Consider the following 24264-nt stretch of genomic DNA (forward strand, 5'->3'; position numbering starts at 1 on the left):
GAGCCTCAGGCTACGCCGTTCCAGGGACGATCTCCGTGTTCATCCTTGATGCGGGTCGGCAGTCCCATGACGTCCAGCGCCTTGAGGAACGGCTCAGCCGGCAGTTCCTCGACGTTGGCCATGTGCTGCACATCCCACTCGCCACGGGCGACCAGCAGGGCAGCGGCAACAGGTGGTACGCCGGCCGTGTAGGAAATGCCCTGGCTGTCGGTTTCGGCAAAGGCTTCCTCGTGGTCGGCCACGTTGTAGATGAACACTTCGCGCGACTGGCCATCCTTGGTGCCCTTGACCAGGTCACCGATGCAGGTCTTGCCGGTGTAGCCGGGCGCCAGCGAACTCGGATCAGGCAGCACAGCCTTGACCACTTTCAGCGGCACGACTTCCAGGCCTTCGGCGGTCTTGACCGGTTGTTCGGACAGCAGGCCGAGGTTCCTGAGGACCGTGAACACGTTGATGTAGTGCTCGCCGAAACTCATCCAGAAACGTACGTTGGGTACGCCCAGATTCTTCGACAGCGAGTGCACTTCATCGTGACCGGTCAGGTACAGGTTCTGCGAGCCCACGACCGGCAGGTCGTCGGTGCGTTTGACTTCGAACATGGTGTTGCTGGTCCACTGGCTGTTCTGCCAGCTCCACACCTGCCCGGTGAATTCACGGAAATTGATTTCCGGATCGAAATTGGTGGCGAAATATTTGCCGTGGGAACCGGCATTGACGTCAAGAATGTCGATCGAATCAATGCGGTCGAAATACTGTTGTTGTGCCAGAGCTGCATAGGCGTTGACCACACCCGGGTCGAAGCCCACGCCGAGAATGGCGGTGATGTTCTTCTCTTGGCACTCGGCGAGGTGCTTCCACTCATAGTTGCCATACCAAGGCGGGGTTTCGCAGATCTTGCCCGGCTCTTCGTGAATGGCGGTGTCGAGATAAGCGACGCCGGTATCGATGCAGGCACGCAACACCGACATGTTGAGGAACGCGGAGCCGACGTTGATGACGATCTCGGATCCGGTTTCGCGGATCAGCGCTTTGGTCGCCTCGACATCCAGCGCATTGAGCGAGAAGGCTTTGATATCGGCGGGTTGTTTGAGGCTACCCTTGGCCTTGACGCTGTCGATGATGGCCTGGCATTTGGAGATGTTGCGCGACGCGATAGCGATACGACCGAGTTCATCGTTATGCTGCGCGCACTTGTGGGCCACCACCTTAGCGACACCTCCTGCACCAATGATAAGAACGTTCTTTTTCAATTGCTTTTTCTCTCCTTTATCTGTCCGTTTCAAGAAAGGCTGGACAGGTAGTCTTCGTAACCGAATTGGCGAACCACTTCGACGGTACCATCGAGTTGTTTCACCACGATGGATGGCATTTTCAGGCCGTTGAACCAGTTCTTCTTGACCATGGTGTAGCCGGCGGTATCGATGAATGACAGTCGATCGCCAATGGCCAGTGGACGGTCAAACTGGTACTCGCCGAAGATGTCTCCGGCCAGGCACGATTTGCCGCACACCATGTAGGTGTGTTCACCCTCGCTCGGCGCCAGCTTGGCGTTCAGGCGATAGATCAACAGGTCGAGCAAGTGGGCTTCAATGGAGCTGTCCACGACGGCCAGGTGCTTACCGTTGTAGAGAGTGTCGAGCACGGTGACTTCCAGCGAAGCGCTGTTAGTGATCGCCGCTTCGCCAGGCTCCAGATAGACCTGCACGCCGTACTTTTGCGAGAACGCCTTGAGACGAGCGCAGAACGCGTCCAGTGCGTAGCCTTCACCGGTGAAGTGAATGCCGCCGCCGAGGCTGACCCAGCTGACCTTGTGCAGCAGCTCACCGAAGCGCTCTTCGATGGTGCAGAGCATTTGGTCGAACAGGCCGAAGTCGCCGTTCTCACAGTTATTGTGGAACATGAAGCCGGAGATCTGGCTGATAACGCCTTCGATCTTCACCGGGTCCCATTCGCCTAGACGGCTGAACGGACGCGCCGGGTCGGCCAGCAGATAATCGGAGCTGCTGACTTGCGGGTTAACGCGCAGGCCACGGACTTTGCCCTCAGAGCGCTCGGCAAAGCGTTGCAGCTGGCTGATGGAGTTGAAGATGATCTTGTCGCAATTGTCGAGCATCTCCTCGATCTCATCGTCGGCCCAGGCCACGCTGTAGGCGTGGGTTTCGCCTTCGAATTTCTGGCGGCCGAGCTTGAGTTCGTACAGCGACGACGACGTGGTGCCGTCCATGTATTGCTGCATCAAGTCGAACACCGACCAGGTCGCGAAGCACTTGAGCGCGAGCAGGGCTTTGGCCCCGGACTGCTCGCGCACATAGGCGATCTTCTGCATGTTGGTCAGCAGTTTCTGTTTGTCGATGAGGTAGTACGGTGTCTTGATCATTTCGAGGCCTCCGGCAAGGCCAGCCAAAAAAGGATGCGCATTGTGCCCGGACTGACCACATATCGAAAGAGCAGAGCGTACGACTGGTTCAGCAAATCCCCCAAAAGGTTGAACGCTCGGGACGTCCGGCCGGGATACAACGTCTGCTTCAAGCAATCAGCAATCCCGAGAACCCGGTAACTGCTCAGTCATAAATCGCCGTCAGTATGGCAGTACCATCCCGTCCCCGAGGTCTTCACCATGCCCTCAGCTCAAGATCAGTTGATACATCGCATTCAGCGCGAGCTGCTCGACCACAGTGACGAGGAGCTGGAGCTGGAGTTGTCCGAAGACGGGCATGACCTGAACACGCTGTTCGATGACCACGTTCCGAACGGTATTGAGAAGGACGACCGACGGCTTTATTTCAGCGAGTTGTTTCGCCTGCAGGGTGAACTGGTGAAGTTGCAAAGCTGGGTGGTCAAGACCGGACACAAGGTAGTGATCTTGTTCGAAGGGCGCGATGCCGCTGGCAAGGGAGGGGTAATCAAGCGCATAACCCAGCGGCTCAACCCCCGGGTATGCCGTGTCGCTGCCTTGCCCGCGCCCAACGACCGTGAACGAACCCAATGGTACTTCCAACGATATGTCTCGCACCTGCCGGCAGCAGGTGAGATCGTGCTATTTGACCGCAGTTGGTACAACCGCGCCGGCGTTGAAAAGGTCATGGGATTTTGCAACGAGTATCAGTACGAAGAGTTTTTCCGGACCGTGCCAGAGTTTGAACGGATGCTCGCCCGTTCCGGCATTCAGTTGATCAAGTACTGGTTTTCCATTTCCGACCAAGAACAACACCTGCGCTTCCTTAGTCGCATTCACGACCCGCTCAAGCAGTGGAAACTCAGCCCGATGGATCTGGAGTCACGTCGGCGTTGGGAGGCCTATACCAAGGCCAAGGAAATCATGCTCGAACGCACCCACATTGCCGAAGCACCCTGGTGGGTGGTGCAAGCCGACGACAAGAAAAAAGCCCGACTTAACTGCATCAATCATCTACTCGGCCAAATGCCTTACGAAGAAGTCGAGTTACCGCAGATCGAACTGCCGCAGCGCGTGCGCGAGGAGGACTACTCACGCAGTCCTACGCCACCGGAACTCATGGTGCCTCAAGTCTATTAAATGGCCGAACCAGGCGGCCCGAAGACTGGTTGCCGGGTGTCTAAATAACCTCATCCAATGCCTGCTCCAGCAGGCTGATGGTGCGCTCGATATTTTGAAGTTTTTCGAGTCCGAACAGACCGAGGCGGAAGGTCTGGAAGTCGGCCGGCTCGTCGCATTGCAGCGGCACGCCGGCAGCGATCTGCAGGCCGTGCTGGGCAAATTTCTTGCCGTTCTTGATATCGGCATCATCGGTGTAGCTCACCACGACGCCGGGGGCCTGAAAGCCTTCTGCGGCGACGCTTTTGATGCCTTTGCCGGTCAACAGCGCACGCACTCGATCACCCAGCGCCTGTTGTTCATCGCGAACCTTGTCGAACCCATACGCTTGCGTCTCTTTCATCACGTCATTGAACCGCGCGAGGGAATCGCTGGGCATCGTCGCGTGATAGGCATGTCCGCCCTGTTCGTAGGCCTGCATGATCTGCAGCCACTTTTTCAGGTCGCAGGCGAAGCTGCTGCTTTGTGTCTGTTCGATGCGCTCAAGCGCCAAAGCACTGAACATCACCAGAGCGCAGCACGGGGAGGCGCTCCAGCCTTTCTGCGGAGCGCTGATCAGCAGGTCGACTGAGCATTTGTGCATATCCACCCAAATCGTGCCCGAGGCGATGCAGTCCAGCACGAACAAACCGCCCACCGCATGCACGGCGTCACCGACTGCCCGCAGGTACTCGTCTGGCAGGAGGATTCCGGATGAGGTTTCAACGTGGGGCGCGAAGACCACCTGCGGTTTCTGCGCCGCGATGGCGGCCAGCACTTCGTCCAGCGGCGGCGGGGCGTAGGCTGCCTGGCGACCCGGCTCTACCGGCCGTGCCTTAAGCACCGTGGTCGCCGCCGGGATATTGCCCATCTCAAGGATCTGGCTCCAGCGATAACTGAACCAGCCGTTGCGGATCACCAGGCACTGCTGGCCGGTGGCGAACTGCCGCGCCACCGCTTCCATGCCGAATGTGCCGCTGCCCGGAACCACCGCCACCGCCTCGGCGTGGTAGACCTGTTTCAGGGTCTTGGAAATGTTCTTCATCACGCCTTGAAAGGACTGCGACATGTGGTTGAGCGAGCGGTCAGTGTAGACAACCGAGTACTCGACCAGCCCCTCAGGATCGATACTGGGATATAGCTTTGACATGGGCGTGCTCCTTCGGCAGAGAGGTAAACATCATTGGCAAGCAAGTGTAGGCAAAGGGCAGGGCAAGGGCACTGGCAATTCACGTTGGCCAAGTGGAGCCCTCTGGTTTAGTTTTGCATTCCAGGGTTTTTCTGACTTGAACTCACCGTACTGAGGGATCGCACGCCCCCCATGCTTACAAACCTGTGGTATGTCGTTCTCCCATCGTCACAGTTGACTGATGGACTGATGCCGGTTCGATTGCTCGGACAACCTTTCGTAGCGTTCCGCGATGACGCTGGCGTCGCGCACGTGCTGTCGGATATCTGCGTGCATCGCGGCGGCTCACTGTCGGCCGGCAGCAAGGTCGGCAACAGCGTGCAGTGTCCCTATCACGGCTGGCGGTTTGGCGCTGATGGTGTGTGCACGCAGATACCCGCGCAGCCCGACCTGCGGATTCCCGCCAAGGCCCGCGTCGATGCGTACCCGACGCTGGAGCGATACGGTTGGATCTGGGCGTTTTTAGGTGATCTGCCAGAATCTGAGCGTCCACCGTTGCCCACGCTCGACTGGCTCGACGATCCCGCCATCCGTGTGGTCTCGGGTCACTTTGACTGGCAGGCCAGTTGGGACCGGATTATCGAAAACGGTCTGGACTTCGCCCACGCACCGTTTGTCCATGGTTCAACCTTCGGCGATCCGGATCATCCCGAGATTGAATCATTCGAGGTCGACAGTGATGCGTGGAGTGGCAGCGCGCAAATGCTCATGCGCAGGCCGGCACGCAAAGGGCTGCTGCGGCGCAAATCCTCTACCGAGTTTGTCAGTGTGGCCACCGTTCCGGGTTTTCATTTGTCCGGTCCTTGCACAACGCTTGAGCTTGAGTTGCCCAACGGCTGGCGGATCTACATCGTCTCGGCGCATGTGCCGATTGACGCCAATCGCACGCGCACATGGTGGATGATGGGCAGAACGTTCCTGCGCTCACGGCTGCTGGATCGCAGGTTCATTGCCAGCAATATCCGAATCTTCGAACAAGATCACGCGGTGCTGAAAAACGTCCGGCCCGAACGTGTGCCGGACTCCTTTCAGCAGGAGGTTTCGTTGAAGTCCGACGCGCTACAGATTGCCTTTCGCAAAGACATGCAGGCGCTGGAGCAGCGCGGCTGGCGCATCGATGAAGAGCGTCTTGCGCGAACGTTCACCGGACGCAAGGCTTGTGCGATACCCAGCCCCGAACGTCGTCAAATTCGCGCTTGGGCGATTGAGCCGATTCCGCTCGTGGATATCACCCACGAATCTGAATAGCGGTGCGAGCCAGTCTGCGCTTGGCACAGACTGGCGCAACCCTCAGCGCGTCTCACACTGCGGCGAAGGTTCGCCGCTCAACGCATCAACCATTGGCGGATGTTCCTGCACTGCCTGACGCAGATCTTCGGTCACCCGCAGTTCCGCACCTGTCGGCGAGAAGGTTGCTGCCGCTGCAAACGGCGCGGGATTGGCCGGAACCGGGCGTTTGCCACGGCGCCACAGGAAGAAGCTGACCATGCACAGATTGACCAACGCAAAGACCCAGAACAAACCATTGGCACCGAACGAGTTCATCACCGGCGAAATCATCATCGGGCTGATTGCCGAGCCCAGTGAGTTGATCAGCAGCAAGCCCTGAATCATCGGCACCAGCGCTTCGGCAGGCGCACGGTCGGCAGCATGGCTGACGGCAACCGGGTACAGCGCAAACACGCCGCCGCCGAGCATAAACAACATCACCGCGAGCATGGTCGAGGACAACGGCACCAGGACGATCACCAGCGACAACACGGTGCACGCCACTGTCAGAATCGTCAGCACCTGCAAACGATCCTTGCGGTCAGACCAACGTCCGACCGGGTATTGCAAAAGCATCGCACCGAGGATCGTCCAGGCCATCATGCTGCCGACTTCACCGACATTCAGACCGCTGCGTTGCAGGTACAGCGGCAGCAAGGTGTAAATCGCCGCGATGGTCACACCCGAGCCGAAACAGCCGACCAGCCCGGTCGGCGTCACGCCCAACAGTTGTCGTGGCTTGAGCGGTTCCACCTGATCGAGCAGCGGCGACACGCGCGGCAGGATCACGATCGGCAGCACCGACAACGAGGCGAGCATGCCGGCGACCATGAACGGTGCGCTGTCGCTCAACCCGGTGATTTTCCCTAGCGTTGCCTGACCCAACACACCGGCGCCGTACAAGACGATCATGTACAACGCGAGCAAGCGCCCACGAATCTTCGCGTCGCCCGCCAGCAGCAGCCAGCTTTCGATCACCAGAAACACGCCGACCGTGGCCCAGCCGTTGATCAGGCGCAGGGCGAACCAGCCCCAGGTGTCATAGAACAAGCCCTGCAGCAGGATGGTCACGGCGATCAGCGAGGCGAAGCTGCCGTAGGCGCGGATATGGCCGATGCGCAGAATCAAACGGTCATTGAACACCGCACCCAGGGTCAGGCCGATGAAGTAGGCCGATGAAACGATACCGATCATCGTGGTCGAGGCACCGGCAGCGTCCAGTCGAAGGGTGGTCAGCGACGACATGAAACCGTTGCCCAGCGCAACAATGAACAGCCCGAGCAGGGGCGCCAGCGCCATGGCCAGCAAACGCGGAGACATAAAAACCTCTAGAGGACGAACAGCGCAACGTGCGCCGCTGCGCATGCGATTGCCAAGCCGAAGTGTGTTGTGGTGCAGGCAGACACCGAGGGGGCTGCAAGAGAGCGCGGGATTCTAAGGCTTGTGCAGGATTTGCCAATAGCTGTTTGCTGCGACGTTAGGACGCAGGGGTTGCCCTTTATGCTTGTCCTGAGTGGCTGAGCAAAAAACAGCTTTTTTGCCACCACCTAAGTGCTAAATTGCCGCGCGTACGATAAGTGTTCCGCAATCACGCAAGTTTCTGGAGATCAACAGCATGGAAGCCACCCGGATAGGCCGAAGAGCCGCAACACGTTACCTCGCAGTATTTGGCCTATCGCTGCTGTTCAACCCGTCAACCCCAGCCTTCGCCTTCAACCCCGACTTGCATTCGGCCTATGCACTGAAAGCAGCTCAGGCGTATCAACGCTGCCCGGGGGTGAAGTTGCCCGAACAGTTGGCGGAGGCTTTGGCGGCAGGCACTGACGCTGAGGATTCAAACCTGCTAACGCTCCCTCAGCGCGCTACCAATTGGCACTTCTATAACCGCAACAAAAAACTTGAGCCATTCTGGTTCGCCAACCGTAGCCTGGACGTGATTTTTTCCAAACGTATTGAAAAGCTGAACGCGCTGCTGGTGGAACCCGGTGCCGATCCCGTTGCGGTATACGAGCAAGCGGGAAGGGTCTTGCATTACATACAGGACATGAGCGTCCCCGGCCATGTCGTGCCGGCTTACCACGCCAAGTTGCCGGGCAATCATGCCGATCCGTTTGATGAGTTCGAGAGCATTGAAGCGCTGCCAGTGTTCGACTTGTCTGACGCGCAGTGTCAGGCGCTTCGTGATGAGGCGAGTAAAGCCGACGCCACCCCTCAAGGTTTTCTGGACGCCGCTGCGACAGCAACCTTGCAGGCGATTGAGCAGATAGACGCGGCCGGCAAACCTGTCGTCGACGGTGCATGGCAAGCGTATTGGGTGTATCCCGCCCGAGATACCGATGAGGCCCGCAAAGGCTGGGGCCAATACGGTAGCTGCGAATTTGCAAGGGGCGATATCAACGCTGAGTGCAAGCGTGAAGAAGAGCTTGTGGCGTTGTTTGAGCAGCAATCTCGACAGGCTCAGACAAATTCGGTGTTGATGCTTTTTTATGTGCAAAAGAAGCTGGCCGAAGCAGGCCAAACTCGACCGTGAGAACCGCTGGCGAGAACCCCTCACGCACTGACTTTAACCTCAGCCTTGACCACTGATTTACGATATGTCAGCAAAACGATGCCCGTGACCACAATTACCCCGCCGAGAATCTGTCCGTTGCTGAGCATCTGATCCAGCACAATCCAGCCCATCAGCAGCGTTGCCAATGGTTCGATGTTCATCACCGGCGCATTGCGCGGCATGTCGAGTCGAGGTACGGAAATGAACAAGACGATAAAACCTGTGCCGTACAGCACCACCAGAGTGGCGAGGGCCAGCCATCCGGTCGAGGTGGCGGGCAGGTTCAATCCGCCGGGAAGAGCGCCCGTCAGCCCTGCGAGGTTGACGCTGCTGAACACGATGAAAATGGTCAGCAGACTGCGCACCGAGCCGCGTACCTGAGACAGTTTGTGGTCGGTGATCCACAGCGCGCAGGCGAACACGCTGGCGGCGCAGAACGCGAGCGCGACGCCGGTCAGCCATTGCGCACTGACGTCTGTCGTGGTCGAGAGGCGCCCGGGCACGTCCAGCACAAACACCAGACCCAATAGAATCAACCCCATTAACGTCGCGGTGCGGGCGCTCGGTCGCGGACCACCCAACGCCCAGGTGAGCAATGCCAGCAGAATAGGGAATACGTTCGCCACCAGCAGGGCCAGCGCCACCGGCACCCGTGCGACAGCGGAATACAGACACAGACTCTGCGCAGTGATCAGCAACCCCAGCAGCAGTTGCCAGCGCCATGCGCCCGCCGGCAAACGCGGGCTTTGTCTTTGCCACAGCACCAGCATGGCGAGCACCAGCAAGGTCCCGCCGGAACGCATCAAAATCGCCAGCAACACTCCCGCACCATCATCAAATGCGACTCGCGCCGCCACATGATTGCCGGCAAACGCACAGCCCATGCACAACAGAATGATCACCGCCAGATAACGGGGGTAGGGTGGCGGCACGGTTTGCGTAGCGGTAGGGCGAGGCATGGCAGATCTCAGGATTGTTAGCCGTTCGAACGACTTGGTTTTTATTAGGTTGTCGTACAACTAGCTCGTTTTATCGCATTCGGCGACGTCGGGCAATAGACCTGAAAGCTCACAGCTGCACTGTGATCGGCGTTACGGTGGATTTTTCACATCTGCGACTAAACGTAGAGATCGTATGACTTGATCGAGCAGGGGCGCATCGGCCCCTGCTTCCAGGGATTTACACATTCATGAGAGGCGGGTGGCCTGCATTTGTTCAGGCATGAAATGGATAATCGATGTAGCCCCGCTGATCCCCACCGAAAAAGCTGCTCGGATCCGGCACGTTGAGCGCCAGGCCATCGTGCAGCCGACGCGGCAAGTCCGGGTTGGCCAGGAACGGCCGGCCAAAAGCGATGATGTCGGCACGATCAGCGATCAGCGCCTGCTCGGCAGATTGCGCATCGTAGCCGCCGGCAAGGATCAGCACGCCGTTCCACGTTTTGCGCAACTGGGCAATGATCGCGTCCCAGCGCGGGTCGAAGTTCTCGTCTTTGACTGTGCCGACCATCGCCGGCTCGACCAGGTGCAGGTAGGCCAGATTCCATTGGTTGAGCGCTTCGACGAGGTGGCCGAAGGTTGCCTCCGGAGTGTCATCACCCATGCCCATGAAGCGCCCCATCGGCGTCAGGCGTACGCCGACCCGCTCGGCACCGACTTCTTCAGCCACGGCCGCGACCACTTCCAGCAGAAACCGCGCGCGATTCTCCACACTGCCGCCATAGGCATCGTCACGCTGGTTGCTGTTGCTGTTAAGAAACTGGTCGAGCAGGTAACCGTTGCCGGCATGAATCTCTACACCGTCCATGCCCGCCAGCAATGCGTTGCGCGCGGCCATGCGGTAGTCCTCGACGATGCCGGCGATTTCCGCGGTTTCCAGCGCGCGCGGCACCGGCACATCACCCCAGACGCCGTTACCGTTTTCGTCGACGATAAACGTCTTGCCAGGCACTGGCAGCGCGCTGGGCGCAACCGGCAGGCCAGCATCGGGTTGAAAACTGGGGTGGGACACCCGGCCGACGTGCCACAGTTGCATGAAGATCAGGCCGCCGGCCTCATGCACCGCCGCGCTGACGTCGCGCCACGCCTCAACTTGCTCAGGACTGTAGATGCCCGGCGTCCAGGCGTAACCCTGAGCCTGCCGGGAGATTTGTGTGGCCTCGGTGATGATCAGCGCGGCGCTGGCCCGCTGGCGGTAGTACTCGGCGTTCATCTGCGTCGGTACATCGCCCGGTTGGCCGGCGCGTGAGCGCGTCAAGGGGGCCATCGCCACGCGATGGGCGAGGGTGTAAGGACCGAGTGCGAGGGGTTGGAACAGACGACGGGTCATGGGTGGCTCCAGATTTCAATAAAGGAAATTCAAGCGCGGCAGCGGGGCCGCGAACCAGTGCCGCTAACTTAACCGCGCTCAGCGGGGCTGATAATCGGCGACCGGCGCTACGCTGTTTTGCGCGCAACGCAACGGCGCCCGTGCTCATCAGCGATGAACACGGGCGTGGCTCAGTCGGATTGGTTTGAGCGCGTGAGCGGTAGGTTCAGCCAGCGCCGGCCAGTGGCGTTGGCGACGGCGTTGCCAAGGGCGGCGGCCATCGGCCCTTGAACGATTTCAGCGGCACCGAGGAAGGGTTCTCCCGGTTGGTCGAGCAAATGCACATCGACTTTTTTCGGCAGTTGCGTGAAGCGCAGAATCGGATAACCGCTCCAGTCGTAGCTGCGAATGCCCCCCGCGTCGTAGGCGACTTTTTCGTACAGGGTCCAGCTCGCGGACTGCACGATGCCGCCCTCGACCTGATTGCGCAGGCCATCGGGGCTGACGATCTGGCCGACATCCACCGCCGTCACCACGTGATCGATGCGGATCTCGCCAGTCTGCGGATGCACGCGAAGTTTCACCGCGATGGCGCAGTAACCCATGATGTTTTTGTAGCGGGCAAAGGCGAAACCGATACCGGCGCCGGGCTCGCTGCTTTTTTGCGGCCAACCGATCTCATCACGCACACGTTCTACCACCGCGCGAGCACGCGGGTCGCTGAGATGGGCCAGACGCAAGGCGACCGCGTCGATGCCGGCCCTGATCGCCAGTTCGTCGATACTCGCCTCGATGGCAAAAATGTTGATGTGCGCGCCCAGTGAACGCATGGCCGAGGTGCGAAAGGGCATCTGGGTGACGAAGGTCATGTTGATGCGCGTCGAGTTCAACGCATACAGCGGTACCGCGTTGCGATCACCATCGCCTTCGGGCTGGGCGATCGGCACGGATGGCGCCGAGGCGAAGGGCCGCGCGAGCAAGCGTGCCGGCAGCAGACGCCCGGCGTTGACGATGCGTTCGTTATGCGGCGTGGTCCAGAGTTCGTAGGCCCAGTCCTGCAGTCGACCGTGGCTGAGGCCGGCGTCGACTTCGGAGACCATCGCCGAGCTATACGGCTCCCAAAGATTTTCCTGCTCGCGCATCCATTGCACGCGCACCGGCGTCCCGGGCACGCGCAGGGCAATCAATGCTGCATCGGCGGCGGCATCATCGGCGCCGTTATGCCCGTAACACCCTGAGCCTTCGGTATGAATACAGCGCACCCGCTCAGACGGCAGACCGAGCATTTCGGCAATCCCGGCGCGCAGCGGGTAAACACCTTGGGTGTGGGTCCAGACGGTAAGCGTGCCGTCCTTGAACCAGGCCACTGCGCAAGACGGGCCGATCGAGCCGTGCATCAGATATTGCTTGGTGACCCGCGCCTGAAAACGCGTGTCGGCCGCGCCGCTCGGCGTGCCGCTGTGGCTGATCGGATAGCGCCGTGAGGGCAGGCGTTTGAGCAGGTCATGAATCTGCGCCGCATCAGGAATCGCCTCGCCGCTGCTCCACTGCGCGACTTCGCTGGCACGGCGCATGGCTTTGATCGCTTGCCACTCATCACCGGCGACCACCGCCAGATAGTTGCCGTCGCGGATCACCTTGACCACGCCAGCCAGCGCTTCGATGGACGCCGCATCGAATGCTTGCAACGTGCAGCCCGGACGGGGCGGGCGGATCACCCGCGCATGCAGCATGCCCGGCAGGCGCATGTCCTGGACGAAGGCTGCACCACCGCTGACCTTCGCCGGAATGTCGAGGCGCGGCAACGAATGGCCGATCAGTTTGAAATCAGCGGCGGCCATCGCCGGTGACTGAGCCTTGGCATATTGATGCACATCGACATGCTTGACCGCGTCGGCGTAACTCATCTGCTGGCCGGCCGGGCCTACGATCACAGCGTCGCGGGTGCTCAGCAGTGCTGCATCAACCTGCCAACTGCGCGCGGCGGCATCGACGAGCATTTCGCGTACCTGTGCGGCGGCGTTATACAACGCGGTACCGCTGTCGAAAATACTGTGGCTGCCGGCGGTGTAGCCTTCGTTGGGTGTCAGCGCGGTGTCGGCGGTGAGTAGGTTGATCGCGGACGCCGGCACCTGCAAACGTTCGGCGGCGATTTGCAGCAGCGCGGTTTTCACCCCGGTGCCCAATTCGACCTTGCCGGTGTAGACGGTAATGCCGTCGGCGCCGATGCGGATCCAAGCGTCGAGAAACGGATTGGTGCGCAGGCTTCCGGGCAGGTCGGGGGCGAGGACCACGGTGCCGAGCGTATCGACTTCCGTATCCGCTAACACACGCCGCGCGACCGGCAGCAGGGTGAACGCCATCAGCAACGCACCACCGCGCAGAAAGGCGCGTCGGCTCGGCTGCAAACCATTCGACTCACTCATGTCAGGCTCCCATTGTGCCCGGCCACCTGTTTGATCGCCTCGATGATGCGCAAGTGCGTACCGCAGCGGCACAGGTTGCCGGCCATGTGCTCGCGAATGGTCGCCTCATCCGGGTGGCGATTACGCTCAAGCAACGCCTGCGCGCGCATCAGCATGCCGGCAATGCAATAACCGCATTGCGCGGCCTGTTTCTCAATGAACGCCGCTTGCAGGGGGCCAGGATCTTCTGCGCTACCGAGGCTTTCCACGGTGCAGATTTTTTTGCCTTCGAGGCCGGCGCAGGGCGTCAGGCAGGCGAACACCGGTTGATCATCGACGATCACCGTGCAGGCGCCGCACTGACCGAGACCGCAGCCGTATTTGGCGCCGTTGAGGTTCAAGTGATTGCGCAGCGCATACAGCAGCGGCATGTCCGGCTCCAGCTCAAGCGCTTGCGCGGCTCCGTTGACGTTGAGAGTGATCTGGCTCATTTCGTCTCCTGACGTAACGCTTCAATAGTGGAAGAGAGGTCGGCCCACGGTTGATCGGGGCTGGCTTGCTGACGCAGATACGCGGCCAGTGCGCCGAGTTGCGCGTTGTCGAGGCTGGCGGCGAATGCAGGCATCAGCGGGCCGGGCGATCCGGGTGTGGCGGGCAAGCCTTCAAGCACGGTTTTGAGGAAATTGCGCGAGCTGGCCGCTTGCAGCGCCGAGGTGTTTTGCAACCCCGGGCGACCATCGATGGTGCGCATCGGCGCCGCTGGGCCATGGCAACCGGCGCAGGCGCTGCTGAAGAGCAGGGCGCCGGTCGAGTGGTCTGCCGCTTCACAGGCAGGCGTCTTTGGCAGCGGTTGCGTCAGTGGGTGCGGGTTTTCCAAACTGAGCAGGTATTCGGCAATCGCCTCGGCCTCACTGGCGGGCAAGCGGGCCAGACTCAAGCTGACCGGACGCATCGGCCCGGCGGGTGTGCCGTGGCCATCAACGATCTCAGCGCGCAGATAGCCGACCAGTTGCTCACGACTCCACGGGTTGCTGCGCTGGCCCATGCCGACCAGCGCCGGCGCGTGCCAGCCGTCAACGCTGCCGCCCTGTAGGTATTCCGAGGACTTTTCCGCGCCGATCAGGTTCAGCGGCGAATGGCAGCCGGCGCAATGGCCCGGGCCGTCGACCAGATAACGCCCGCGATTCCACGCCTCGCTACGTCCCGCCAGAGGCGTCAGTGGCTCACCGTGCAGGAACAGCAGGTTCCAGAACGCCACCAACGGACGAATATTCATCGGGAAATTCATCTGGTTCTGCGCGGCCGGCGCGTGCACGGCGGGGCCGCTCATCAAGTAGGCATAGGCGTCGGCGATGTCTGCTGCGCTCATGCGCCGGTAGTGCACGTAGGGGAACGCCGGATAGAGGAAGTGACCATCGCGAGCAATGCCCTGACGCATCGCCCGCTCGAAGGCCGGCAGTGACCATTGGCCGATACCGGTCTCAGCGTCCGGGGTGATGTTGGTGCTGTACAGCGTGCCGAATGGCGTCACCAGCGGCAGCCCACCGGCCAGATATTCACCGCCGGGGCGGGTATGGCAGACCGCACAATCGCCGGCCTCGACCACCCGCGCGCCGCGTTGCAACTGCGCAGTATCGAACATCGTCGGGCGCTCGATCGGCGCAATTGCCGGGCGCCACATCAGCCAAACGGCGCCGATCAGGCCGAGCACAGCGACGACTGCCACGCTGATCCATAACGTTCTGGACTTCAGCAAGTGGCGGTTCATGGGACAAAGAACAACGCGGCAGGCAATGGCAGAACGGATGGGATACGGATCATGACAACGCTCCTTGTAACAGCCGGGGAAGGGCGCCCCTGGGAACGACGGCGCCAAGGGCCAAAGCGTAGAGAAACCGTCCTCACGGGAGAATCACCCGCGCACGCAACAGCGCGTTGCGCGAGAAGCAACGCTTGCGCCGTTGCACCGGACGCATCACTGCGTTGCTCGCCGCGTGGATTCTGCGCGTCGTCACAGGGCCGTAGCCTTGGCAGCACTTTCCTGAACTCAATGAGGTGTCATCATGCTCACGGGTAACCCGGCCGTTGCGGCAAATGCCGAACAGCCAACTTCACTGTCCGGCCTGATGGTCGCGTTCCTGGCATTTTGCTGTGGCGCGGTCGTGGCCAATCTTTACTACGCGCAGCCGATCGTCGAGCTGATTGCACCGCAGATCGGTCTGTCCAGCGCTAATGCCAGCCTGATCGTTTCGCTGACGCAATTTGGCTACGCGCTGGGCCTGTTACTGCTGGTGCCGCTGGCCGACCTGATGGAAAACCGCCGGCTGGTGGTCGGCTTCACCCTGGCGGCGAGCGTCACATTGCTGTGCGCCGGGCTGACCCATTCACCGTCGATGTTCCTGCTGTTGTCTTTGCTGATCGGTCTGACCTCGGTGGCCGTGCAGATCCTTGTGCCGTTGGCGGCACACCTGGCGCCCGAGGCCAGTCGTGGCCGCGTCGTCGGCAATATCATGAGCGGTCTGCTGTTGGGGATTCTGTTGTCGCGGCCACTGTCGAGCCTGTTGGTTGAAGTGTTCGGCTGGCGCGGGGTGTTTTACAGCGCGGCGGCCCTGATGGCGGTCATCGCGCTGGTCACTGCGGTGGCGCTGCCGCGTCGGCTGCCGACGCATAAAGCTTCGTATGCTGCGTTGATCGGTTCGGTGTTTGCCTTGGCCCGGCGCTATCCGCTGTTGCGTCAGCGTTCGCTGTATCAAGGGCTGCTGTTTGCCAGTTTCAGCCTGTTCTGGACCCTCGCGCCGATTGAACTGATGCGTCACCACGGCTTCACTCAGGCACAAGTCGCGATCTTCGCGCTGGTCGGTGCGGTGGGTGCCATTGCCGCGCCGATTGCCGGACGTCTGGCCGATGCCGGGCATGGTCGTCGCGGCACGCTGGTCGCATTGCTGCTGGCGCCGGTTTCGCTGCTGATCGCTGCGCTCCCGGGCAGCGGCTATGTCTGGCTGGTGGTGTGCGCGGTGCTGCTGGATTTCGCCGTGCAATTGAACATGGTGCTCGGCCAGCGTGAGGTGTACGCCCTCGATCCCCACAGCCGTGCGCGCCTGAACGCCGTGTACATGACCAGTATTTTCGTCGGCGGCGCGCTGGGGTCGCTGGTTGCAAGCCCGTTGTACGAGCATTTCGGCTGGAACCTGTCCGCTGTCGCGGTGGCGCTGTTGCCAGCGCTGGCGCTCGGCTTGTTCCTGGGTCGCCAGGCCGATGTCTGAACAACCGGCGAGCGCGGGCAAGCACGGTGGTACAAGACGACGGGGGAACAGTGATGCACAATCATCCGCGTTCCCTTTCGACCGGACTCCGCTTATGGACAAGTTGCTGGCACTGAAGATGTTTGTGGAAACCGTGCGCTGCGGGGGCTATTCCTCGGCAGCGCGCAAACTCGGGATATCAACGTCGTCAGTGACCCGGCAAGTCGCGGGGCTGGAACACGAGCTGGGCGCGAGCCTGCTCAATCGCACCACGCGCAACACCAGCGTGACCGTTGCCGGCCAGACCTATTTCGAAAAAGCCGTGGCGATTCTCGACGCGATTGACGAGGCCGATGCCGTCGTTGCCGATCGTGGCGCCGAAGCGCAGGGCCGTCTGCGTATCAGCGTGCCGGTGGAGTTCGGGCGGCGCCTGATTGCGCCGCACCTGAGCCGTTTGCTTGAACGGCATCCCGGTCTGGAGATCAGTCTGTCGCTGAGCGATCAGGTCAGCGACCTGCTCAGCGAGCAGATCGATGTTTCCGTGCGGCTCGGATCGTCGGTGGTCAGTGAAGACATCGTCAGCAAACGCGTGGGGCAGTTCGAACGCTGGGTGGTAGCGAGTCCGGCGTATCTGGCGCGTAGCGCAGTGCTCTGTCACCCACGGGATTTGCTCGAGCATCAATGCCTGCGTTTCGATTACGGCGGCACCCACCAGCATTGGACTTTTCAGAATGAAGACGCGCCCATTCAGCTCAACGTCCACGGGCGCCTGCAAAGCAATAATGCCGACATCCTGCGCGAAGCCGCCATCGGCGGCGGCGGGGTGACGCTGCTGGCCGATTGGCTGGTGCGCGACGACGTCGCAGCCGGCCGGCTGACCCGCTTGCTTGAACAGTACGAGGTCAATCCCGGCAGCGCCAGCACGTGCATCAACGCGTTGTATTTACCCAACCACCGAGGGTCCAGCCGGATCAATGTGTTTATCGATTTCCTCATGGAAATTCTCAGCCCGGTGGCCGCAACTACGCCCGCCGCGTGATCCCTGCGGCTCAACGGCGCCCGGTCCGAGTACTCACATCCACCCAAACCGCCAACACCAAAATGCTGCCCTTGACGATCATCTGCCAATAGCTGTCGACGTCGAGCATCGACATGCCGTTGTCCAGACTGGTAATGACCAGCGCGCCGAGGAGGGCGCCGTACACCGTGCCGGAACCGCCGCGCATGGAGGTGCCGCCGATAAAACACGCGGCGATGGCGTCAAGTTCGCCCATGCTCCCGGCCGAGGGCGAACCGGCGGCGAGGCGCGCGGTATTGACCACGCCGGCGAGGGCGCACATCACGCCCATGATTCCGAAGATCCACAGCTTCACCGCCTGCACATTGATCCCGGACAGGCGCGTCGCTTCCATATTGCTGCCCACGGCATAGACGCGCCGCCCGAACACGGTCTGACTGGTCACGTAGCTGAACACGCCCAGCAGAATCAGCAACAGCAGGACTGGCACGGGAATGCCGTCATAGCTGTTCAGCGTCTGCACGAAACCGGCGAGCACGGCGCCGATCACCAACACGCGGACGACATCACGCACCAACGAATGCGCCGCGAGGCCGTGCAGGGCGCGATTGCGCCGCTGTTTCCAGGTCAGGAACACCGTCAGCGCGAACAACAGAATGCCCAGGCCCGTGCCGATTGCGTGGGGCAGGTAGCCCTGGCCAATGTAGACCAGCTCCGGCGACACCGGCGCAATGGTCGTGCCGCCGGTGATCCCCAGCAGAATCCCGCGAAACGCCAGCATGCCGCCCAGACCGACGATAAACGAGGGGATGCGCAGATAAGCCGCCATGTAACCGTTGGCGAGGCCAATCATCAGCCCGCAGAGGGCAACCAGACTCAGGTTCGCCAGCAGCGGAATGTGATAGACCACATCGAGAATCGCCGCGAGACCCCCGAGCAGACCGAGCAACGAGCCGACCGACAAATCGATCTCGCCGCTGATGATTACCAGCACCATGCCGCAGGCGAGAATGCCGGTAATCGACATCTGCCGCAGCAGATTGGAAAGGTTGCGCGGGGTCAGGAATCCGCCCTCGGTCTGCCAGCTGAAGAACAGCCAGATCAGCACCACGGCAAATACCAGCGCGAGCATTTTGTAGCGGGTGAACAGTTGTTTGACCTGATTCATTTACGCGGTTTTCCGATCATTATTGTTATGGCTGCCAGGCTGGCTGAGGGCGGCGGCAAGCACCTGTTCCTGGGTGAGTTCATGGTTGATGAAGTCACCACGCAACTGGCCTTCGCCGATCACCAGCACGCGGTCGGAAACACCCAGCACTTCGGCCAGTTCCGACGAGACCATGATGATCGACACGCCGGCAGCGGCCAGTGCGCCCATCAACTTGTAGATTTCGTATTTGGCGCCGACGTCAACACCTCGGGTCGGCTCATCGAGAATCAGCACCCGGGGTTTGGCCAGCAGCATCTTCGCCAGCACGGCTTTTTGTTGATTGCCCCCCGAGAGGCTGGTGATCGGCAGGAACGGGCTGGCGGTCTTGAGGTGCAGGCGCGAGATTTCCCGATCAATGCAGCCCAGTTCGGCTTCGGCATCGATGCGGGTCAGTTTTGAGTAGTTGTCCAGCACGGCGAGGGTGATGTTCTGGCCAACGCCCAGGTCAGGAATAATGCCTTGGCGCTTGCGGTCCTCCGGCACCAGGCACAGGCCGGCACGGATGGACTTGAGCGGCGTGCGTGTGTCGATGGCTTGCCCGTCCAGCCAGACTTCGCCCTCGTGGCGCCCGGGGTAAGCGCCGAACAGCGCGGTCACCAGTTCGGTGCGGCCTGCGCCGACCAGCCCGGCGATACCAAGGATCTCGCCGCGTTTGAGCACGAAGGAAACATCGTCGACCCGTTTGCGCTTGGGGTTGTCGATGTCGTAGCAGGTGATATGCCGGGCCTCGAAAATCACCTCGCCAATGTCGTGTGGCTCGCTGGGATAGAGGTTGCTCATTTCCCGCCCGACCATCTGGGTGATGATCTGCGCAATGTCCATGTCGGCCATGGCAGTGGTGGCGATGTGTTTGCCGTCGCGGATCACCGAAATGGTGTCGCACACGGCGGCGACTTCATCGAGCTTGTGCGAGATGTAGACGCAGGCCACGCCTTTGGCTTTGAGGTCGCGAATGATGTCCAGCAACACCTCGATTTCCGAACGGCTCAAGGCTGATGAAGGCTCGTCGAGGATCAGCAGGCGGGCCTTCTTGTTCAGGGCCTTGGCGATTTCCACCAATTGCTGATAGCCGCCGCCGTACTGCGAAACCGGCAGCGATACGTTCATGCCGGGGACTTTCAGTTCGCGCATCAGGGCTTCGGCGCGGTGAATCATCGCCGGGTAATTCATGCGTCCGCCGGGCAGTGTCAGCTCGTGGCCCATGAAAATGTTTTCGGCCACCGACAGGTCGGGCACCAGCGTCAGTTCCTGGTGAATGATCACGATGCCGGCAGCTTCCGTTTCACTGATCGATTGCGCTCTGAGTGGTTGCCCGTCCCAGAGGATTTCACCGTCCCAGGTGCCGTGCGGGTAGACCGCCGAAAGGATCTTCATCAGCGTCGACTTGCCGGCGCCATTCTCGCCGCACAGGCCAACGCATTCCCCGGGCCTGACCTTGATGTCGATGCCGTTCAGCGCTTTGACACCGCCGAAGGTTTTGACGATGCCGTTCATTTGCAGCAGATAGTCGGACATGGAGAGGGCTCGTATATCAAAGACTCACACACCACGAAACCTGTGGGAGCGAGCCTGCTCGCGAAAGCGTCAGTTCAGACAATGCTTCGTTGACTGACACACCGCATTCGCGAGCAGGCTCGCTCCCACAAGGGTTTTCGTATAACCGGGGATTTGTGATGGGGTCACTTCCCGGCAATCTGCGCCTTGGTGTAGAAGCCGTCCTGTTCGAGCAGGTCGATGTTGTCCTTGGTCAGCGGGGTTGGCGTGAGCAGGATGGTGTCGACTTTTTTGCTGCCGTTGTCGTACTGCGAGCTGAAGGCGGGTTTTTCGTTGCGCGCCAGTTGTACCGAGAGCTTGGCCGCTTCGGAGGCGATCAGTTTCAATGGCTTGTACACGGTCATGGTTTGCGTGCCGGCGATCACACGTTTGACAGCAGCAAGGTCGGCGTCCTGCCCGGAAATCGGCACCTTGCCGGCCAGTTGCTGCGCCGCCAGTGCCTGAATGGCGCCGCCCGCCGTGGCGTCGTTGGAAGCGACGATGCCGTCGATTTTGTTGTCGTTGCGGGTCAGGGCGTTTTCAACAATGCTCAGCGCTTCGGTCGGGTTCCATTCCTTCACCCACTGCTGGCCGACGATCTTGATATCACCCTTGTCGATGGCCGGTTGCAGCACTTTCATCTGGCCTTCACGGAGGATCTTGGCGTTGTTATCGGTGGGCGCACCACCGAGCAAAAAGTAATTGCCCTTGGGCGCCGCTTTCAGCACGCCGCTGGCCTGCATCTCGCCGACCTTTTCGTTATCGAAGGAAATATAGGCGTCGACATCGGCGTTGAGGATCAGGCGATCATAGGACACGACCTTGATCCCGGCCTTCTTCGCTTCGGCCACCGCATTGGTCAGCACCGTGGCGTTGAACGGCACGATGACGATGACATCGACGCCCCGGGAAATCAGGTTTTCGATCTGGGAGATCTGCTTCTGCTCGTTGGCATCGGCCGATTGCACGAAGACCTTGGCGTCCATTTTTTCGGCCGCCGCGACGAAGTAGTCACGGTCACGCGACCAGCGTTCCAGGCGCAGATCATCAATGGAGAAACCGATTTTCGGGTGGGCTGCGTCAGCCAGCACCGGCAGCGACAGCAAGGCCAGAGCAGTGGCCAATAACGTGCGTTTTACGTTCTTCATATGGGGCGTCCTTTTATTGTTGTTGGAAAGACACGGCCTGACGATGAGTATCGGGCTGGTAAAACTGTAGAGAATCCGCAGACGCCGCAGGCACAGAATTGTCGTGCAATTGTCACAGCGTCGAAGCGCCGGCAGATTCCCGTAGCAATCAGCGATAGAGGTAGCGGTTGACGATGTTCTCGAGCATTTCCTGGCGGCCGCTGACGGCTTGCGGGTTCAACTCGTTGGTGAACGCGAGCTCGGCCAACGACTCAAGGTTGAAGTCACCCGTCAACACCGCCTGCCCGAACGGCTGCTGCCAACCGGCGTAGCGTTGGTCCTTGAGCCGTTGCAGTTCGTCGTTCTGCACCATGGCCGCTGCGCGCTCCAGAGACAGGGCGAGCACATCCATCGCGCCGACGTGGCCATGGAACAGATCGATCTGATCGAGGCTCTGGCGGCGAACCTTGGAGTCGAAGTTGAAACCGCCATTCTTGAAGCCGCCGGCCTTGAGAATTTCATAGGTGGCCAGGGTCATCTCTTCGACGCTGTTGGGGAATTGGTCGGTGTCCCAGCCGTTTTGCGGATCGCCACGGTTGGCGTCGATGCTGCCGAAAATCCCCAAGGAAACGGCCGTCGCAATTTCGTGATGGAAGCTATGCCCGGCCAGGGTCGCGTGGTTGGCTTCGATGTTGACCTTGATTTCGTGTTCCAGCCCGAACTGCTGAAGAAAGCCGAACACGGTGGCGCTGTCGTAATCGTATTGGTGCTTGGTCGGCTCCTGCGGCTTGGGTTCGATCAGCAGGTCGCCGGTGAAACCGATCTTGTGCTTGTGCTCGACCACCATGCGCATAAAGCGGCCCAGCTGTTCGCGTTCACGCTTCAAGTCCGTGTTGAGCAAGGTTTCATAGCCTTCGCGACCGCCCCATAACACGTAGTTGGCGCCTTTCAGGCGATGGGTCGCGTTCATGGCGCTGAACACCTGGGCAGCGGCGCAGGCGAACACTTCCGGATCGGGGTTGCTCGCGGCACCTGCGGCGAAGCGCGGGTTGCTGAAGCAATTGGCGGTGCCCCACAACAGCTTGATCCCGCTTTGTTCCTGATGTCGCTCGAGGTGATCAACCATCTGTGCGAAATGGTTGCGGTACTCCTTCAGGGACTGGCCTTCCGGGGCGACGTCCGTGTCATGGAAGCAGTAATAGTCGATACCCAGTTTGGAGAAGAATTCGAAGGCCGCGGCTGCTTTGCCGATCGCCAATTCCATGGGATCGCCGGCATGTTGCCAAGGGCGCTTGAACGTCCCCGCACCGAACACATCGGAACCCGGCCAGACGAACGTGTGCCAGTAACAGGCGGCCATGCGCAGGTGTTCGCGCATGGGTTTGCCGAGGATGAGTTTGTCGGCGTCGTAGTGACGGAAGGAGAGGGGGGAATCGCTGTTTGGGCCTTCGTAGCGAATCGGCTCGACATCAGGGAAATACTGCATGGACCTTGTCCTTGTTGTTCTTGGCGGTGTCTCGATACTAGCAACGGCCCCGGCCCTGCTGATTATGAAAAACATCAACACGGAGTGCGATTTTGCGTATTGAGCTTCTTCGACCAGGCGCCTAGTCTGTGTCAATCGCCTCTGTGACAAGGGGCTCGGGACAAGCATAAAAACAATGAAAACCGTACCGCCTGTTCACCGCATCGCTCTGTTGTTCAACGGCAGCAAGATCTACGACCGTGGCATCATCAGCGGCATCGGCAACTACCTGAGCAGCACTCGGGCCTCCTGGGACCTGTTTCTGGAAGAGGATTTTCTCTGTCGTTTGAAAGGCATTGAGCGCTGGCAGGGTGACGGGATCATCGCCGACTTCGACGATCCGCTGATTGGCGAGGCGTTGGCCGACATTCAGTTGCCGGTGGTAGCAGTAGGGGGCTCGTACGAGGATAAGCGCGCCTATCCGAAAGCGATTCCCTACGTCGCCACCGATAACAACGCACTGATAACGCTGGCCTACACGCACTTGATCGAGGCGGGACTGCAGCGTTTCGCCTGTTTCAGCCTGCCTGAAGCGCAGGCCAATCGCTGGGCGCAAGAGCGCGAAAAAGCCTTTCGCAAATTGATGAAGCGCGATGGTCTGCACGGCGAAATCTATCGCGGCATGGGCACCAGCGCACCGCTGTGGGACAGCGCCGTCGAACAACTGATCGCCTGGTTGCAAAGCCTGCCCAAACCCATCGGCATCATCGCCGTCAGCGACGCCCGCGCGCGCCAGTTGCTGCAAGCCTGCCTGACCGCCGGCATCGCCGTACCGGAGCAAGTGGCATTGATCGGCATCGACAACGACCCGCTGACCCGCAGCCTGACCCGCGTGCCGCTGAGCTCGGTCATTCAGGGCACAGAAACCATGGGCCGTACCGCCGCGCAATTACTCCATCAGATGCTCCATGGCATGCCGTCCACCGGTACACAAATCCTGATTCCTCCCGATGCGGTCAACGTGCAGGTGTCGAGCTTGCACCAGCCTTTGGGCAATCCCTACGTCATGCAGGCGCTGCTGTTCATCCGCCAATACGCTTGCCAAGGCATCAAAACGGCGCAGGTGGCGGCGTATGTCGGTGTGTCGCGTTCGTCACTCGAAGCGCATTTCCGCGCCGAACGAGGCTGCAGCGTGCATGACGAGATCCTGCGTTTCAAACTGGCAGCGGCCACCAGCGGATTGAAAAATACTGACTCGGTGATTGCCGACGTGGCGCGCAGTTGCGGGTTTAAATCTGCGCAGTATCTGCACACGGTGTTTCGCCGGGAGTTTGGCTGTACGCCGCGTGAGTATCAGCAAGGAGCAGGGATGCGCTGATGGAATGGCGGAAATGA

General features: G+C 60.6%; 19 protein-coding genes. 6 read left to right on the plus strand and 13 right to left on the minus strand.

All coding sequences use genetic code 11. The annotated features are described in order from the left end of the window. Positions 1 to 5 precede the first annotated feature (5 nt). Entirely contained in the window at positions 6 to 1250 is a 1245-nt protein-coding gene (locus AC0ZWN_RS13030; protein WP_476335304.1) for a saccharopine dehydrogenase family protein, read from the minus strand. A gap of 29 nt (positions 1251 to 1279) precedes the next feature. Further along, positions 1280 to 2377, minus strand: a complete 1098-nt coding sequence (locus tag AC0ZWN_RS13035) for a carboxynorspermidine decarboxylase (protein ID WP_095048979.1) — start codon at positions 2375 to 2377, stop codon at positions 1280 to 1282. A gap of 240 nt (positions 2378 to 2617) precedes the next feature. On the opposite strand from AC0ZWN_RS13035, the gene ppk2 reads away from it, so the two are divergent. Continuing rightward, positions 2618 to 3535 carry a polyphosphate kinase 2 gene (ppk2, locus tag AC0ZWN_RS13040; RefSeq protein WP_414926008.1) on the plus strand — a complete coding sequence of 306 codons (918 nt, stop codon included), beginning with the start codon at positions 2618 to 2620 and terminating at the stop codon, positions 3533 to 3535. Between the two features lie 40 nt (positions 3536 to 3575). Here the strand turns inward: ppk2 and AC0ZWN_RS13045 are convergent, their stop codons facing one another. Beyond that, complete coding sequence (locus AC0ZWN_RS13045) at positions 3576 to 4703, minus strand: pyridoxal-phosphate-dependent aminotransferase family protein (RefSeq protein WP_476335306.1); 1128 nt, start codon at positions 4701 to 4703, stop codon at positions 3576 to 3578. A gap of 171 nt (positions 4704 to 4874) precedes the next feature. Between AC0ZWN_RS13045 and AC0ZWN_RS13050 the strand changes: the two genes are divergently transcribed. Continuing rightward, the gene (locus AC0ZWN_RS13050) at positions 4875 to 5990 is read left to right on the plus strand and encodes an aromatic ring-hydroxylating dioxygenase subunit alpha (RefSeq protein ID WP_476335308.1); all 1116 of its coding nucleotides are present in this window, start codon (positions 4875 to 4877) and stop codon (positions 5988 to 5990) included. 42 nt (positions 5991 to 6032) lie between these two features. Here AC0ZWN_RS13050 and AC0ZWN_RS13055 read toward each other — a convergent pair whose 3' ends face one another. Further along, positions 6033 to 7331 (minus strand): MFS transporter, encoded by a 1299-nt coding sequence (locus AC0ZWN_RS13055; RefSeq protein WP_476335309.1) that lies wholly within the window; start codon positions 7329 to 7331, stop codon positions 6033 to 6035. A gap of 295 nt (positions 7332 to 7626) precedes the next feature. Between AC0ZWN_RS13055 and AC0ZWN_RS13060 the strand changes: the two genes are divergently transcribed. Beyond that, positions 7627 to 8541: a phospholipase C/P1 nuclease family protein gene (locus tag AC0ZWN_RS13060; RefSeq protein WP_476335310.1), complete on the plus strand. Its 915-nt coding sequence runs from the start codon at positions 7627 to 7629 to the stop codon at positions 8539 to 8541. A gap of 20 nt (positions 8542 to 8561) precedes the next feature. On the opposite strand, the gene AC0ZWN_RS13065 is transcribed toward AC0ZWN_RS13060, so the two are convergent. The 5 genes from AC0ZWN_RS13065 to AC0ZWN_RS13085 all read right to left on the minus strand — a co-directional run bounded on the left by AC0ZWN_RS13065 (position 8562) and on the right by AC0ZWN_RS13085 (position 15027). After that, positions 8562 to 9521 carry an EamA family transporter gene (locus tag AC0ZWN_RS13065; protein WP_476335311.1) on the minus strand — a complete coding sequence of 320 codons (960 nt, stop codon included), beginning with the start codon at positions 9519 to 9521 and terminating at the stop codon, positions 8562 to 8564. Positions 9522 to 9777: 256 nt separating this feature from the next. Then, entirely contained in the window at positions 9778 to 10890 is a 1113-nt protein-coding gene (locus AC0ZWN_RS13070) for an alkene reductase (RefSeq protein WP_476335312.1), read from the minus strand. 170 nt (positions 10891 to 11060) lie between these two features. Further along, positions 11061 to 13295, minus strand: coding sequence for a xanthine dehydrogenase family protein molybdopterin-binding subunit (locus AC0ZWN_RS13075; RefSeq protein ID WP_476335313.1), 2235 nt, complete (start codon positions 13293 to 13295; stop codon positions 11061 to 11063). Beyond that, complete coding sequence (locus AC0ZWN_RS13080) at positions 13292 to 13765, minus strand: (2Fe-2S)-binding protein (protein WP_476335314.1); 474 nt, start codon at positions 13763 to 13765, stop codon at positions 13292 to 13294. Before AC0ZWN_RS13080 ends, AC0ZWN_RS13075 begins: the two co-directional genes overlap by 4 nt. After that, the gene (locus tag AC0ZWN_RS13085; protein WP_476335366.1) at positions 13762 to 15027 is read right to left on the minus strand and encodes a c-type cytochrome; all 1266 of its coding nucleotides are present in this window, start codon (positions 15025 to 15027) and stop codon (positions 13762 to 13764) included. The genes AC0ZWN_RS13080 and AC0ZWN_RS13085 overlap by 4 nt, the downstream gene beginning before the upstream one ends. A gap of 310 nt (positions 15028 to 15337) precedes the next feature. Between AC0ZWN_RS13085 and AC0ZWN_RS13090 the strand changes: the two genes are divergently transcribed. Together AC0ZWN_RS13090 and AC0ZWN_RS13095 are read left to right on the plus strand one after the other, a co-directional pair. After that, a complete protein-coding gene (locus tag AC0ZWN_RS13090; protein ID WP_476335315.1) occupies positions 15338 to 16537 on the plus strand; it encodes an MFS transporter in 1200 nt (399 codons plus the stop codon). A gap of 94 nt (positions 16538 to 16631) precedes the next feature. Beyond that, positions 16632 to 17555, plus strand: a complete 924-nt coding sequence (locus AC0ZWN_RS13095) for a LysR family transcriptional regulator (protein ID WP_476335316.1) — start codon at positions 16632 to 16634, stop codon at positions 17553 to 17555. Positions 17556 to 17565: 10 nt separating this feature from the next. On the opposite strand, the gene AC0ZWN_RS13100 is transcribed toward AC0ZWN_RS13095, so the two are convergent. The 4 genes from AC0ZWN_RS13100 to xylA all read right to left on the minus strand — a co-directional run bounded on the left by AC0ZWN_RS13100 (position 17566) and on the right by xylA (position 22890). Next, positions 17566 to 18702: a sugar ABC transporter permease gene (locus AC0ZWN_RS13100; RefSeq protein ID WP_194935063.1), complete on the minus strand. Its 1137-nt coding sequence runs from the start codon at positions 18700 to 18702 to the stop codon at positions 17566 to 17568. Then, the gene (gene xylG / locus AC0ZWN_RS13105; RefSeq protein ID WP_476335317.1) at positions 18703 to 20259 is read right to left on the minus strand and encodes a D-xylose ABC transporter ATP-binding protein; all 1557 of its coding nucleotides are present in this window, start codon (positions 20257 to 20259) and stop codon (positions 18703 to 18705) included. It lies immediately after the preceding gene. A gap of 164 nt (positions 20260 to 20423) precedes the next feature. After that, positions 20424 to 21425, minus strand: a complete 1002-nt coding sequence (gene xylF, locus AC0ZWN_RS13110; RefSeq protein ID WP_016986083.1) for a D-xylose ABC transporter substrate-binding protein — start codon at positions 21423 to 21425, stop codon at positions 20424 to 20426. 148 nt (positions 21426 to 21573) lie between these two features. Further along, the gene (gene xylA, locus AC0ZWN_RS13115) at positions 21574 to 22890 is read right to left on the minus strand and encodes a xylose isomerase (protein ID WP_460090921.1); all 1317 of its coding nucleotides are present in this window, start codon (positions 22888 to 22890) and stop codon (positions 21574 to 21576) included. Positions 22891 to 23065: 175 nt separating this feature from the next. Here xylA and AC0ZWN_RS13120 point away from each other — a divergent pair, with 175 nt between their 5' ends. Then, positions 23066 to 24247 (plus strand): XylR family transcriptional regulator, encoded by a 1182-nt coding sequence (locus tag AC0ZWN_RS13120; RefSeq protein WP_093431655.1) that lies wholly within the window; start codon positions 23066 to 23068, stop codon positions 24245 to 24247. Positions 24248 to 24264 lie beyond the last annotated feature (17 nt).

The organism is Pseudomonas sp. 3B-A001-10F, from assembly GCF_056313565.1.